14 protein-coding genes and 1 pseudogene are annotated in these 12,645 nt (G+C 72.0%); 9 read left to right on the top strand and 6 right to left on the bottom strand.

What is annotated here, in order from left to right; all coding sequences use genetic code 11:
• Positions 1 to 30: 30 nt before the first annotated feature.
• Positions 31 to 1,299 carry an ABC transporter substrate-binding protein gene (locus OG524_RS21215; RefSeq protein WP_405393134.1) on the bottom strand — a complete coding sequence of 423 codons (1,269 nt, stop codon included), beginning with the start codon at positions 1,297 to 1,299 and terminating at the stop codon, positions 31 to 33.
• Positions 1,300 to 1,473: 174 nt separating this feature from the next.
• On the opposite strand from OG524_RS21215, the gene OG524_RS21220 reads away from it, so the two are divergent.
• Complete coding sequence (locus OG524_RS21220) at positions 1,474 to 1,920, top strand: SCO4402 family protein (protein WP_384497651.1); 447 nt, start codon at positions 1,474 to 1,476, stop codon at positions 1,918 to 1,920.
• A 28-nt stretch (positions 1,921 to 1,948) separates the two neighbouring features.
• Positions 1,949 to 2,851, top strand: coding sequence for a formyltetrahydrofolate deformylase (gene purU, locus OG524_RS21225; RefSeq protein WP_405389268.1), 903 nt, complete (start codon positions 1,949 to 1,951; stop codon positions 2,849 to 2,851).
• Positions 2,852 to 2,924: 73 nt separating this feature from the next.
• On the opposite strand, the gene OG524_RS21230 is transcribed toward purU, so the two are convergent.
• Together OG524_RS21230 and OG524_RS21235 are read right to left on the bottom strand one after the other, a co-directional pair.
• Positions 2,925 to 4,145: a zf-HC2 domain-containing protein gene (locus tag OG524_RS21230; RefSeq protein WP_405389267.1), complete on the bottom strand. Its 1,221-nt coding sequence runs from the start codon at positions 4,143 to 4,145 to the stop codon at positions 2,925 to 2,927.
• On the bottom strand, positions 4,142 to 4,801 hold the full coding sequence (locus OG524_RS21235) for an RNA polymerase sigma factor (RefSeq protein ID WP_405389266.1): 660 nt from the start codon (positions 4,799 to 4,801) through the stop codon (positions 4,142 to 4,144). The genes OG524_RS21230 and OG524_RS21235 overlap by 4 nt, the downstream gene beginning before the upstream one ends.
• 290 nt (positions 4,802 to 5,091) lie before the next feature.
• Between OG524_RS21235 and OG524_RS21240 the strand changes: the two genes are divergently transcribed.
• From OG524_RS21240 to OG524_RS21250, 3 genes are all read left to right on the top strand, one after another.
• Positions 5,092 to 5,466 (top strand): STAS domain-containing protein, encoded by a 375-nt coding sequence (locus tag OG524_RS21240; protein WP_405389265.1) that lies wholly within the window; start codon positions 5,092 to 5,094, stop codon positions 5,464 to 5,466.
• 83 nt (positions 5,467 to 5,549) lie between these two features.
• The gene (locus OG524_RS21245; protein WP_405389264.1) at positions 5,550 to 6,080 is read left to right on the top strand and encodes an EF-hand domain-containing protein; all 531 of its coding nucleotides are present in this window, start codon (positions 5,550 to 5,552) and stop codon (positions 6,078 to 6,080) included.
• A gap of 559 nt (positions 6,081 to 6,639) precedes the next feature.
• Positions 6,640 to 7,119, top strand: coding sequence for an ATP-binding protein (locus OG524_RS21250; protein WP_405389263.1), 480 nt, complete (start codon positions 6,640 to 6,642; stop codon positions 7,117 to 7,119).
• On the opposite strand, the gene OG524_RS21255 is transcribed toward OG524_RS21250, so the two are convergent.
• Positions 7,116 to 8,111 (bottom strand): GlxA family transcriptional regulator, encoded by a 996-nt coding sequence (locus tag OG524_RS21255; RefSeq protein WP_405811510.1) that lies wholly within the window; start codon positions 8,109 to 8,111, stop codon positions 7,116 to 7,118. The two genes, OG524_RS21250 and OG524_RS21255, sit on opposite strands and share 4 nt — an antisense overlap.
• Positions 8,112 to 8,211: 100 nt before the next feature.
• Here OG524_RS21255 and OG524_RS21260 point away from each other — a divergent pair, with 100 nt between their 5' ends.
• From OG524_RS21260 to OG524_RS21275, 4 genes are all read left to right on the top strand, one after another.
• A complete protein-coding gene (locus OG524_RS21260; RefSeq protein ID WP_405811511.1) occupies positions 8,212 to 8,625 on the top strand; it encodes a DUF2809 domain-containing protein in 414 nt (137 codons plus the stop codon).
• A gap of 73 nt (positions 8,626 to 8,698) precedes the next feature.
• Positions 8,699 to 10,036 carry an MFS transporter gene (locus OG524_RS21265; protein WP_405811512.1) on the top strand — a complete coding sequence of 446 codons (1,338 nt, stop codon included), beginning with the start codon at positions 8,699 to 8,701 and terminating at the stop codon, positions 10,034 to 10,036.
• A gap of 153 nt (positions 10,037 to 10,189) precedes the next feature.
• A complete protein-coding gene (locus OG524_RS21270; RefSeq protein ID WP_405389259.1) occupies positions 10,190 to 10,594 on the top strand; it encodes a hypothetical protein in 405 nt (134 codons plus the stop codon).
• Positions 10,564 to 10,983: a hypothetical protein gene (locus tag OG524_RS21275; protein ID WP_405389258.1), complete on the top strand. Its 420-nt coding sequence runs from the start codon at positions 10,564 to 10,566 to the stop codon at positions 10,981 to 10,983. Before OG524_RS21270 ends, OG524_RS21275 begins: the two co-directional genes overlap by 31 nt.
• A gap of 35 nt (positions 10,984 to 11,018) precedes the next feature.
• Here OG524_RS21275 and OG524_RS21280 read toward each other — a convergent pair whose 3' ends face one another.
• The gene (locus tag OG524_RS21280; protein WP_405389257.1) at positions 11,019 to 12,209 is read right to left on the bottom strand and encodes a flavin-containing monooxygenase; all 1,191 of its coding nucleotides are present in this window, start codon (positions 12,207 to 12,209) and stop codon (positions 11,019 to 11,021) included.
• Positions 12,210 to 12,349: 140 nt separating this feature from the next.
• Positions 12,350 to 12,629, bottom strand: a pseudogene (locus OG524_RS21285) (hypothetical protein); the annotation flags it as partial.
• Positions 12,630 to 12,645: the final 16 nt, after the last annotated feature.

Consider the following 12,645-nt stretch of genomic DNA (forward strand, 5'->3'; position numbering starts at 1 on the left):
CCGTTTCCGTGCGGTGGATCAGCCCTCGGTTCAGCCCCTGATACGGGCGTCCACCAAGGTCTCCGTCACATCGACGAAGCCCTTCTTGTCGGCGACCAGGCGCCCCTCACGGACCACCTGGAACGTCACCTTGCCGTTGACGATGCGCGGATACGCGGCCGAGCCCACCGTGTCCTGGAAGCGCCAGCGCAGGACCGGCGTGAGCCCGCCGGTGTCCACCTCGGTGCCACGGTTGAGGCTGACGGACACCGCGCCCGCCGTGATCGTCTCCTGGTCCAGCGCCTCGATGACCGCCTTGAGCGCGGTGTACGCGATCCAGGTGGTCTGCACACCCGTGTCCTCGGGGTCGATCCGGTCGTCGCCGAACGCGTGCTTCCGGATCACCTGGCGCATCGGCTTCCAGCGGGCGTCGCCCGACTCCGGGTACCAGCCGGTGATGTACGCCCCCTCGAACGGGCTGTTCCGGCCGCCCGTACGGTCGATGAGCGGCTGCCCGACGCTGCCGAGCACGGACGAGATGCGTACGTCGCTGTCCTCGGGTTCGAGGCGGCGGAACGAGTCGAAGAACGTCTCCGTGCCCTTGCCGAGCACCGCGGTCACGCAGCCGTCGCCCGCCTCCTCCAGCGCCTTGGCCGCCTGGGATTCGTACGACGTGGCCTCCTCGGGCGCCCTGATGTCGAACGACGCGGGCCGGTCGGCCCGGGTGAGGCTCAGATCGACGAGGCCCGGCATTCCGTCCCCGACCAGCGTGTTCGGCCGCACCAGCGAGACCCGGTCGCAACTGGCCGCCAGCTGCTTCCCGTTGCCCGCGAGGAGTGCCGACTGGCCGCCGTTGACCGGGTAGGAGAGATAGCTGGTGAACTCGTCCGCGGAGGCACCGTACCCGCCGATGTACGGGATTCCGGCGGCCTCCAGCGGGGCCAGGAACGCCCGCCCGTACCTGCTGTACGAGCCGACGACCGCGACGACGTCCTCGTCGACCGCCTGCCGCGCGCACTTCGACGCCCCGGTCGCACTGTCGTCCTCGTTGCAGGTGAGCACGCGCAGTTCGTGCCCGTCGATCCCGCCCTGCTCGTTGATCCAGCTGGCGTAGGTCCGCGCCATGGCCGGCATGCCCGCCATGTTCACGGCAGCCCCTGGAGTGTCGGGTGCCCAGGTCATCACGGTGACGGTGTCCCTGGAGCCCTCCGAGGCACCAGGGATGACACCGCAACCGGTCATCAGCAATGCGCCGGCCGCCGCCGTACTTGTGAGGACTCTGTAAGGGCGGAGAGGGGTGAGGCGTCGCCATCCGGTCATGGTCATGAACTATTCCGCGCCACGGGTAACGCCACAGTGTGCTCCGTTCAACGCTCGGTGACGTGAAGGTGAAATACGGGGGGCGGTGCGCGGACGGGCGGAGGGAACGTACGATCGACAACCGTGCAGCAAGGTTCGGAGAACTCTTCCCGTCGCGGCCGTCGCTCCTCCACCATGGGCGGCATGCCGCTCAATGACATGCCGTGGTGGCGCTGGCGCAGCAACGTGCGCTCGGCGCTGCACATGCTCTCCGACCCCGTCTTCCACCACGAGTGCTGGCTGACCGGCCAGGCCGGGTACGGCGACGTCACCGACGCCGTGTACCGCCTGGTCGAGGACACCTGGCTGGACAACTGGTCCGCCGAGAAATACGTGGGGACGATCTTCCGCGACTCCGCCGAGGCCGCCCTCGTGGACGTCGCCGCCCTCCGCGTGCTGCGCATCATGCACCAGGTCGGTGCGGACGCTCCCGTATCCGCCTACCTGGAGCACCACGGCTGGGCGGAGGCCGTGCAGGCCGCCCGCGAGGCCCATGTGATGCTCGCCACGAACGACGCCGAGGACCCGGACATTCCGCCCCGATCGCTCGACGTGCTCCGCATCATGACCGGATCGGCCTGACACCGGGCACCTGTGGCACCCTACGGGGATGACCGCGCCGCAGCCTGCCGAATCCCGTCCCGCCGCTGCCTCGGACGCCACCGCCGAGCAGTACGTCCTCACGCTCTCCTGCCCCGACAAACAGGGCATCGTGCACGCCGTGTCGAGCTATCTCTTCATGACGGGCTGCAACATCGAGGACAGCCAGCAGTTCGGCGACCACGACACCGGGCTCTTCTTCATGCGCGTCCACTTCTCGGCGGACGTCACGGTGGACGTGGACAAGCTGCGGGCGGGCTTCGCCGCGATCGGCGACTCCTTCCGGATGGACTGGCAGATACACCGCTCGTCCGAGCGGATGCGGGTCGTGCTGATGGTCAGCAAGTTCGGCCACTGCCTCAACGACCTGCTCTTCAGGTCCGGCATCGGCGCGCTGCCGGTCGAGATCGTCGCCGTCGTCTCCAACCACACGGACTTCGCCGAGCTCGTCGCCTCGTACGGCATCCCCTTCCGGCACATCCCGGTGAACCGGGAGAACAAGGCGGAGGCGGAGGCACAGCTGCTGGAGCTGGTGCGCGGGGAGAACGTCGAGCTGGTCGTCCTGGCCCGCTACATGCAGGTGCTGTCGGACGACCTGTGCAAGCAGCTCAACGGCCGGATCATCAACATCCACCACTCCTTCCTGCCGAGCTTCAAGGGCGCGAAGCCGTACCACCAGGCGCACGCGCGCGGCGTGAAGCTGATCGGTGCGACGGCGCACTACGTGACCGCCGACCTCGACGAGGGGCCGATCATCGAGCAGGAGGTCGAGCGGGTCGGGCACGGCGTCACACCGGACCAGCTCGTCGCCGTCGGCCGTGACGTGGAGTGCCAGGCACTGGCCCGCGCGGTCAAGTGGCACGCCGAACGGCGCATCCTGCTCAACGGCCGCCGCACCGTGGTCTTCGCGTAGCCGGAGCCACGGCCCGGCAGGGGAGTTCGCCGGCCGCCGGGGGAGTCGCAGCCTGCCGTCGTCCGCCCGGTGGTCACAGCCTGCTGAGGGAGGCCGCGGCGAACAGCACGTCGCTGATCGCCTCGCGGTCGCCCTGTTGCCCCGCCGCCGCTTCCACCGGTGGGACGTGCCCGGCGACCAGCCGGCAGAACTCCACGCCGTCGAGCGCGACCTGCGCCACCGTGTGGTCGGGGGAGCCGACCGCGGCCGGTGAGTCCAGCGCGACGTACCAGTTGCCGCCGCCCCGGCCCTCGACCTCCAGGTGCAGGGAGCGGCCCGGGGCTCCGGCCGTGACCAGATGGCGGGCCGCTCCCGCCAGTCCGGCACGGCGGCGCTCGGCGAGCGTGGCCGGCAGCAGCCGGACCGCGAGGTCGATCATGCGGTGCAGATGGGCGGCGGCGGGCGGCTCGTAGGGGTAGTCCACCGCGTCCGCGATGTCACCGCCGTGCACCCAGCACTCGAAGGCCCGCTCCAGCATGGAGTCCTGCAACGGGAGGGCGAAGTCCCCGTACGGGACGGAGAGCTCCGCCACGCCCCGGCCCGCGAACGACACCGTGCGCACGAGGGTGTGACTCTGCTCGCGCCACGGCTCCCGGACGGCCCGGGTGGGTGGCCGGTAAGCGGCTGACCAGTACGTTTCGGTGCGCTCGGTCGGCGACAGGGGCTTGTCGCCGCTCCCCAGCGGGTCGTCCAGACCGAGAGCCGTGGCGACCAGGCCGTCGACGGCCATCAGATGCCCGATGACCCCGGCGACCGTCGTCTTGCGGCCGGCCTGCCGCTCGCCCTCGAACCACTTCAGCCGCACCGGCGCATGCCACTCGGAACTGCCGATGTCCCGGAGCAGCGCGTCGAGCCTGGCGGTCTCCGCGTCGTACGGCGCGGCCCAGGAAGGGACGGGGATCCTCGCCGGGCGGCGGCCCAGACAGCTCTCCAGGACCCGGGCCCGGAGCGTCGGGTCCAGATCCAGGGTGCCATCGGTGTGCAGGAGCCCCACGGCGTCGCGCAGCCGCAGTGCCTCGTCCGCGCAGGGGGCGCACGAGGTGAGGTGCTCCTCGACCGCCGCGGTCTCCTCGGCCGTGCAGGCGGCCAGGGCCCAGGCGCCGAGCAGCGAGGTGAGCACCCCGTGGGACAGGACCGGGGCGACGGGCGCTGCCGGCAGGGACGCGAGGTCGTCCGCGGGAGCCCGTGGTCCCGGTATGCGCCGCGCGCCCGGGAGCCCGTCGTCACGACCGGTGCCGTCCGTGCCGCCGCTCACGGGGTGTGTCCGTATCCGGGAGGCGAGGAACCCGCCGACGGGCGGGTGTTCGCGGTGGCGAGCAGCTGCAGCCCGAGCCGCAGCCGGCGCCGGGCCTCCTCGCCGGTGACGCCGAGGTCGGCGGCGGTCTGCCGGTAGTCCCGGCGCTGGATGTACGCGAGTTCGAGCGCTGCGCGCAGGGGCGCGGGCATCGAGGAGACGATGTAGGCGGCGCGTGCGGCGACGGTGGCCCTGCGCACCAGGTGCTCCAGCTCCCCGGCGTCCGTGCCGGGGCTGTTAGCGCCCGGGGCGTCCGCGCCGGAGCCGTCCGTGCCGGAGCCGTCCCGGTGGTCCGCGCCGGAGCCGTCGCCCGAGCCGGCCTCGTCCCCGCCGTGCGTCCCGCACAGCCACTGCACGGACCGGCGGTGGGTGAGCCATGCCACCCAGGACCTCATCGAGCCCTGCTTGGGGTCGTACGTGCCGGGGTTCTCCCAGACGAAGCCGAAGACCTCGCGGGTCACCAGGTCCGCGGCGTCCTCGTCGTCGAGCATGCGGTGGGCCTGGCTGTGCACGAGCGGCGCGAAACGGTCGTAGAGCTCACCGAGGGCCGCCGCCTCGCCGCGCGTCAGCCGCTGCTGCATCCGGCGGTCCCAGCGCGGTGGTGCGTCCTTCGCCATCCAGCCCCCAGCCCTGTGCCCCTCATCATCCCGAATGTAGTGGGCGAGGTCCGACGAGCACGCACCTTTGCGCCAAGTACGTCCCCCGTGTGGCGCTGAATGATAGGGAACACGTTGCGCTTTGCCGTTTCCTGACCGGGTAAACGGGTCATCGATGATCAATCCTGGATGAATCCCATGCCCCATCCACAGGCGGACCGGTGTTTCGCGGAGGTGCCGAGGGGGCAGCCGCGAGGAGGAACGGAAACTTCCGGATCCCCGGACTCCCCGGAACGAGAGGTCCCAGTCGCGTGACGCTGAAGGTGGACGAGAGCGAGCAGGGCGAGTGGACCGTGCTGCGGATACACGGTGAACTGGACCTGGTGAGTTCACCCGTCGTGCGCCAGTCCGTCCACGGGGCGGTGGCCGAGGGACAGCACGACGTGGTCCTCGACCTCTCCGGCGTCCTCTTCTGCGACTCCAGCGGCGTCGGTGTGCTGATCGCCTCCCGCCGCCTCATGAAGTCCTGCGGGGGCCGGCTGCGGCTGATCCTCCCGGCCCGCGGCGCGGTGGACGGCTCCCACGTCAACAAGGTGCTGGGGGCGCTGGGGGTACGCAGACTCTTCGAGGTCTACCCCGACGCGAAGTCCGCCACCGACGAGGAATCCCGGCCGCTCACCGCCTGAACACCTCGGGTCGCCCCCCCGTTCCGCTACCGGCAACCGGGGTTAGTGACACGTGACGTCCATCGGCGCCGTACGCTCCCCGCATGGACAGCGCAGAGTACGAGCGCAAGATCGCGCACCGATTCGCCGCCTTCGACCAGGACGGCAACGGCTACATCGATCGCGCCGATTTCAACGCCGCAGCGGCCCGTCTGCTCGCCGAATTCGGTACAACGGCCCGATGCGACAAGGGCCAGGCTCTCTATACGGGCGCCGAGGCCTTCTGGCAGGGCATGGCGGGCATCGCCGACGTGGACGGGGACCAGCGCGTCACCCGTGAGGAGTTCGTGGGCGGAGCCGTGAAGCGGCTGCGCGACAGCCCCGGACGCTTCGCGGAGATCGCCAGGCCCTTCCTGCGCGCGGCGATCGCCGTGGCGGGCGGCACGGAGGCCGACGGATCCACCGTCGCCCCCGTCGCCGCCGTGGAGCGGGCCCTGCGGGTCCTGGGGGCCGAGGAGGACGTCGCGAGCATCGCGGCCCGGAGCCTGGACACCGACGGCGACGGCACGATCGCCGAAGCGGACGCGGTCGCCGCGGTCGCCGCGTACTTCACGGTGATCGAACCGGACGCATAGCACCGTCGCACAACACGCCCAACGGCGCGAGCAGTTCGCGCCGCCGTGCGGGCCGGTCCGGGGTCCTCCCCGGCCGGCCCGCACCGCTGTCCGGGCGGCGTCGTGGCTGACCGGAGGCATGGGGCGGTGGCGGTGCGGGTGACGCAGCGCAGCCGGGCGGTGCGGAAGGCCGGGGGTCTGCCCGGGGTGAATCCGTCACCCGGCGGAGTCGGACGCCCTGCTCGGGTACGCTCCGTCGGATGCGAGTGGTTCTGGAACCGGAGGATCCGGATGTGGCCCGTGCGGCTGCTCCGGACCGGGAGCGGTGCTCTGCTCGCGACCCGCGGAGCTGCACCGGACCTGCCGGGGAGTCGGTCCCCGGAGCGACGGTGCGCTCCTGTTCGACTCTCGCAACGCGCGTCGCACAGTATGGACCACACGTACTCCTTCGCGATGGAATATGCCCGAAGCGCTTGTTGCGGTGACTGTACGTCAACCATGCTGTCCCGAAGGGGAGTCACGTTCCGTGACCCTGAGGAGGCGCTAGGCGATGTGTCCGCCGGTTCGGATGGTGTGAGCGGTGCAGGTGCTTCAGGTTCAGCTGGAGGTCGGGCCGGATCCCGCGGAAGTGGGGCGGGCCCGCAGATGGGCGCGGTCGCGGCTGATCGGGTCCGGGATGGAGGACGAGCCGCTCGCCGAGACGATCGTCCTGCTGATCTCGGAGCTCGTCACCAACGCGGTGGTCCACACGGGCTGCCCGGCGGTGCTGCGGATGCTGTTCGGCCCCACCGGATCGACGGGGACGGTGCGGGTCGAGGTGGCCGACACCAGCTGCCGCCCGCCCCAGCCGCGTCACGCCGAGGGTGAGGACACCAACGGCCGCGGTCTGGAGCTGGTGGACGGCCTGGCGGACCGCTGGGGCTGGCAGCCGGAGGGCGCCGGGAAGCGGATCTGGTGCGAGATCGACCGGGGCGGCCCGGTGCTGGTCCCGCTGATCAAGGAGCAGCCGGGCGACCTGAAGACCGCGCCCACCCTGCGACCGGCGGTTCCCCGGGCCTAGGCGCCCCGGCCGGCGGCCGTCGACCGGAACGTCCGCCGATAGGCCGTGGGCGGCACTCCGAGCGCCGCCTGCACATGCTGGCGCAGGGAGGTCGCCGTCCCGAACCCCGCCTCCCGCGCCACCTGGTCGATCGACAGGTCCGTGGACTCCAGCAGGTGCCGGGCGCGCTCCACCCGCTGCTGGGTGAGCCACTGCCCCGGGCTGATCCCGACCTCCTCGCGGAACCGGCGGGTGAACGTGCGGACGCTCATCGACTCCTGCTGGGCCAGGTCGCGCAGCTGGATCGGCTGTTCCAGCCGGCCGAGCGCCCAGGCCCGCGCGCCGGTCGTGGTGGCGAGCTGCGCCTCGGGGACGGGCCGCTGGATGTACTGCGCCTGGCCGCCGTCGCGGTGCGGCGGTACGACGGTGCGGCGGGCGACGTCGTTGGCGACGGCGGTGCCGTGGTCGCGGCGCACGATGTGGAGGCAGAGATCGATCCCGGCGGCCACCCCCGCGGAGGTCAGCACGTCCCCGTCGTCGACGAACAGGACGTCCGGGTCGACCCGGACCTTCGGGAAGAGCCGCTGGAAGTGCTCGGCGGAGCACCAGTGGGTGGTGGCGGGGCGGCCGTCGAGATATCCGGCCGCGGCGAGGACGTACCCGCCCGTGCAGATGGACACCATCCGGGTACCCGGCCTGATGTACGCGAACGCGGCGACGAGCTCGTCGGTGAGCCGGCCCTCCGTGCGGACGGGACCGAGTTCGTACGAGGCGGGGACGACGACCGTGTCGGCGGTGGCCAGGGCCTCGGGCCCGTGCTCGACCAGGATGCTGAAGTCGGCGTCGGTGCGGACCGCGCCCGGCGGGCGGACGGAACAGGTCACCACCTCGTACAGGTTCCCGCCACCGTCGACCGGGCCGGAGCTCAGCGAGCGTCCGAAGATCCGTTGTGGAATGCCCAGTTCGAAGGGGAGCAGCCCGTCGAGGGCGAGTACGACGACGCGGTGCGGCATGCGGACTCCTGTTCCCCTCGGGTTGGCTGCCATCGACTCTAAGCTGATACATGTCCCTGCTGTGAATGAAAAGTCGGCAGCTCGCACATCCATTCCCCCGGTGACCGGCACCCGCGTCCGGGCGGTGGCGGCGGCAGCGGCCCTCGTGACCGTGGCGGCCGGGCTGGGCGTCCGGTCGACGGCGGACGGGGACTTCGCCAAGTACGCGGGGTCCGCCTCGTACACGGTGCTGATCCACACACTGGTCGTCCTGCTGGTACCCAGGGTGCGCCCGCTGACGGCCGCCGGGGCCGCGCTGGTGTTCAGCTGGGCGGTCGAGCTGGCCCAGCTGACGGGGATACCCGCGGACCTGTCCCGGCAGAGCACGGTGGCGCGGCTCGTCCTGGGCTCGACGTTCAACGCCCCTGACCTGTTCTGGTACGTGGTGGGAGCGGCCGTCGCCTGGGCGGTCCACACGGCGGCGGTCCATACGACGGTGGTTCACACGGCGGTCCGGTCACGCTCCCGCACCTGACCCCCGCGAGGCGTGGCCCGATCCCTGCGAAGGGTGTCTGTCCGGCTGCTCGTAGCCGTCGGCGCACGCCAGGATGCTGGTCCGCGTGAAGAACCCGACAACCGGAACCGCGGCAGCCCCCGTCGACGCCGCCCCGCTCCGCCGGCCCTCCCGTCCGCGGATCCACCGGGCGTGGACCGTCGCGGCCGTCACCTTCGTGACGATCATCGGCGGTGCGGCCTTCAACTCCCTGCCCGGCCTCCTCATCGACCCCCTCCACACGGAGTTCGGCTGGTCGCGCGGGGAGATCGGTCTCGCGGTCTCCATCGACATGGCGCTGTACGGGCTCACCGCGCCGTTCGCCGCCGCGCTGATGGACCGGTTCGGGATCCGCCGGGTCGTGGTCGTCGCGCTGAGCGCGGTGGCCGCCGGGGCACTGGCGAGCGTCTGGATGACGGCGTCCTGGCAGCTGATGCTCTACTGGGGCCTGCTCGTCGGCCTGGGCACCGGATCGATGGCGATGGCCTTCTCCGCGACGGTCACCAACCGATGGTTCGTCGCCCGCCGGGGCCTGGTCACCGGCATCCTCACCGCGGCCGGTGCCTCCGGCCAGCTGGTGTTCCTGCCGCTCTGCGCCTGGATCGTCGACGAACACGGCTGGCGCCCCGCCTCGGTGACCGTCGCCCTGGCCGCTCTCGTCGTCGTCCCGTTCGTCTGGCTGCTGATGCGCGACCACCCGGCGGACGTGGGCCTCGCCCCGTACGGCGGCACGTACGCCGAGAAGCCGGTGCCCGCGGTGGGTGCGGCGGCCCGCACCGTACGCGTCCTCCTCGACGCGGCCCGTACGGGGCCGTTCTGGCTGCTGGCGGGCTCGTTCGCCATCTGCGGTGCCTCCACCAACGGTCTGATCCGCACCCACTTCGTGCCCTCGGCCCATGACCACGGCATGGCGATCACCGCGGCGGCCTCGCTCCTGGCCGTCATCGGCGTCTTCGACATCATCGGCACGATCTTCAGCGGCTGGCTCACGGACCGCTTCGACGCCCGCAGACTGCTCGCCGTCTACTACGCGCTGCGCGGCATCTCGCTGCTGTTCCTGCCGATGCTGATGGCTCCCGCGGTGCACCCGCCGATGATCTTCTTCATCGTGTTCTACGGCCTGGACTGGGTCGCCACGGTCCCGCCGACCCTGGCCCTGTGCCGCGAGCACTACGGCGAGGACAGCGCGATCGTCTTCGGCTGGGTCCTGGCCTCGCACCAGGTGGGCGCGGCCCTGGTCGCGTTCCTCGGCGGTGTCGCACGCGATGTGTTCGGCTCGTACGACGTGGTCTGGTACGCGTCCGGGGCACTGTGCGCGTCGGCGGCCCTGATGGCCCTGGTCATCCGCCGGAGGCCGGCGGACCGGCCCAAGTCACCGGGCGTTCCCGCCTGATCCCCGCCCGGACGGGCCCGCTACCGTTCCTCTTCCCCGGCGACGGGTGGGGCGGATGCGGAAAACGGGTTCTTCCGGGGCGGTGGCGTCCGACGGAACGGTGGCGACGCTGTCTGTGCCGCGCGGCCGGGTGCGCTGCTCGCCGGCTGCCTGGTGGTGCAGTTCGGTCGGACCGACGCGTACGGGAGGCCGCCCGCCGCACCCCTCGGACTCCTGTGCGTGCTCGTCCTGGGCCCGCCGCTCCTCCTGGTCCTCGGATCGGTGCACACCTTCCTCATGACGATGCCGTCCGATCTCGCGGCGCACGCGGCGGTCCGCCGTACGAAGGGCGCGCTGGGGCAGTGGCAGGGCGTGGTCGTGCTCGGAGCGGCGTACGCGACGGCGCTGGCCGCGGCCGGTGCCCCGTTCCTCCACTCCTGGGCGTGGATCGCGGCGAGCGGCGCACTGCCGCTGCTGGGCGTCGCGTGGTTCCACCGGGGCGAGCGGAAGCGGGGGCGGGCGACGGCAGGGGCGAGGTGTGGTTCCGGGTGCTGCCCGCCGGATTCCTGCTCACCGTGATCACGACGGTGGCCTGCGCCGTCGCGCTCGGTACCGGCGTCGTCGGGGCGTACGAGCCCCCGCGTCCCACCGAGGTGGCCATGCGCGGCGTCTGGGCGAGCGAGGACGGACGGGCCGAGGTCCGCCTCCGCGCGGACGGCCGCGCGGAGCTCTCCGGGTGCCGTGCGAGGGCTGGGAACAGGAGGGCCGCCGCGACGGCACGGGTACCTGGTCGTACGCCCCCAAGGACGGCGCGGCCAGGGGCCGATCACCTCGACGTCCCCGGGGAGGACTGTCCGACCGGCGCGTGGACGGTCGGCGGAACCGGGCAACGGCCCCAGCTGTACGCCCTGTTCGGCGACCCGGACGCCGGCGGCGTCCGGATCCTCGGCCGACGGGACGGCAGCTGAGGCCGCCGCGGGCCGCCGGGGCCGTCGCTCCGCCGTCAGCCCTTCGCGGCCAGCCGTCCGGCTATCTTCCGGGCGTCCAGGGCCATTTCGCGGAGCATGCCGCTGATCGGGTTGGTGAACCCGGTGAAGTACAGGCCCGGTGCCTGCTTCGGCGTACGGGCACCGTGCACCACCGGGCGGCCACGCGCGTCGAGTACGCCGAGGTGCCCCACCAGGCCCTCCAGGGCGCGCCGGTAACCCGTCGCCGCGATCACCGCGTCCGGGGTGATCCGGGTCCCGTCGGCGAGCACCACCGTGTCCTCGTCGAAGGACTCGACGGCTGCCACGGGGACCACCCGGCCGCGCTTCACGGCATCGATCAGCCCGACGTCCTGGACCGGGATCGCCCCCTCCTTGACCCGGGAGTACAGGCCCGTGTCCGGGCGGGGCAGGCCCTGCGCGGAGAGGTCGGGGACCGCGATGCGGCCCAGCAGGCCCCCGGCGCGGTCGACCAGCCGGACCGGCAGTCTGCGGACCAGGACGGCGGTCGCCTGCGCGGGCCAGCCCGCCGTCGAGCGCCGCACGATGTGCGGGGTGGTGCGCACCGCGATCCGCACCCGGGAGGCGCCGCCCTCGACCAGGTCCACGGCGATCTCCGCGCCCGTGTTGCCGATGCCGACCACGAGGACGTCCTTGCCGGCGTACGGGCCCGGGGCGCGGTACTCCGCGGCGTGCGCCAGCTCACCCGTGAAGCCGTCGCGGCCGGACCAGTCGGGGATCAGCGGGGTGTGGTTGAAACCGGTGGCCACGACGACCGCGCGGCCCGTCAGCACCCGGCCCCCGGTCGCGCTCAGCTGCCAGCCCGACCCGTCGGCGGCCCGGTCGATCCGGGACACCTCGACACCCGTGACGACCTCCAGCTCATGGTGCTCGGCGTACTTCTCCAGGTAGCGCACCATGTCGTCGCGCGACACCCAGCGCCCGAACCTGCGGGGCATCGCCAGCCCCGGCAGCGACGACCAGCGCCGGATCGTGTGGAGGTGCAGCCGGTCGTAGTGGCCGCGCCAGGACGTCGCGACGCCGTCGGACTTCTCCAGCACCACCGCCCGTACCCCCTGTTCCCGCAGGGCCGCAGCGGCGGCGAGGCCGCCGGGACCACCGCCGATCACATAGACCGGCCGGTCGTCGGTGCGGTCGATGGAAGCGGGAAGAACGGGGCCACCGGGGGTGGAGGTGCTGTCTGACATGCTTCGGAGCGTAATCCGGCGTTAACTTGATGGGTCTCGGTCAAGACCGGAATCGGTTGCGAATTGATTACGGATGCGCGGTTGTTGTGTGCTGGGGGCCTCTTTCCGGCCGCGCCGCACACAACTGTGCGCGGTGTCGTTCACAACCCTGGCGCGCCCGCACCGGGAACCACGGGGCGAGGTCCTTCTCCACCCGGAGGCCGTCCCCAGCACCGCCCGGACCCGCAGCCCCAGTTGGTTGTCACGCCGCTCCCCGACGCCCGGCACCGGTGCGAACGGACAGGACGTGCCGCGCTTGCAGAGGTGGACCAGAGCCGGCGCCTGCCCGTCCGCGTTCCGGAAGCCGATCAGTGAACACAGCAGATGCGGGCCGAAACCACCGTCCTGGAGCAGGGTGTTGACCGCGTGGGTGCCTCCAACAGCTCACCTGCCTCCC

Origin of the sequence: Streptomyces sp. NBC_01520, assembly GCF_045040375.1 — a bacterium.
Classification (GTDB): Bacteria; Actinomycetota; Actinomycetes; order Streptomycetales; family Streptomycetaceae; genus Streptomyces.

What these genes read in the sequence shown, in the direction of transcription:
- OG524_RS21280 (WP_405389257.1), bottom strand. Translation starts at nt 12,209, where the DNA reads ATGTCAGACAGCACCTCCACCCCCGGTGGCCCCGTTCTTCCCGCTTCC.
- OG524_RS21220 (WP_384497651.1), top strand. Translation starts at nt 1,474, where the DNA reads ATGGGCGGCATGCCGCTCAATGACATGCCGTGGTGGCGCTGGCGCAGC.
- OG524_RS21235 (WP_405389266.1), bottom strand. Translation starts at nt 4,801, where the DNA reads ATGGCGAAGGACGCACCACCGCGCTGGGACCGCCGGATGCAGCAGCGG.
- OG524_RS21215 (WP_405393134.1), bottom strand. Translation starts at nt 1,299, where the DNA reads ATGACCGGATGGCGACGCCTCACCCCTCTCCGCCCTTACAGAGTCCTC.
- OG524_RS21265 (WP_405811512.1), top strand. Translation starts at nt 8,699, where the DNA reads ATGCTGGTCCGCGTGAAGAACCCGACAACCGGAACCGCGGCAGCCCCC.
- OG524_RS21255 (WP_405811510.1), bottom strand. Translation starts at nt 8,111, where the DNA reads ATGCCGCACCGCGTCGTCGTACTCGCCCTCGACGGGCTGCTCCCCTTC.
- purU (WP_405389268.1), top strand. Translation starts at nt 1,949, where the DNA reads ATGACCGCGCCGCAGCCTGCCGAATCCCGTCCCGCCGCTGCCTCGGAC.
- OG524_RS21245 (WP_405389264.1), top strand. Translation starts at nt 5,550, where the DNA reads ATGGACAGCGCAGAGTACGAGCGCAAGATCGCGCACCGATTCGCCGCC.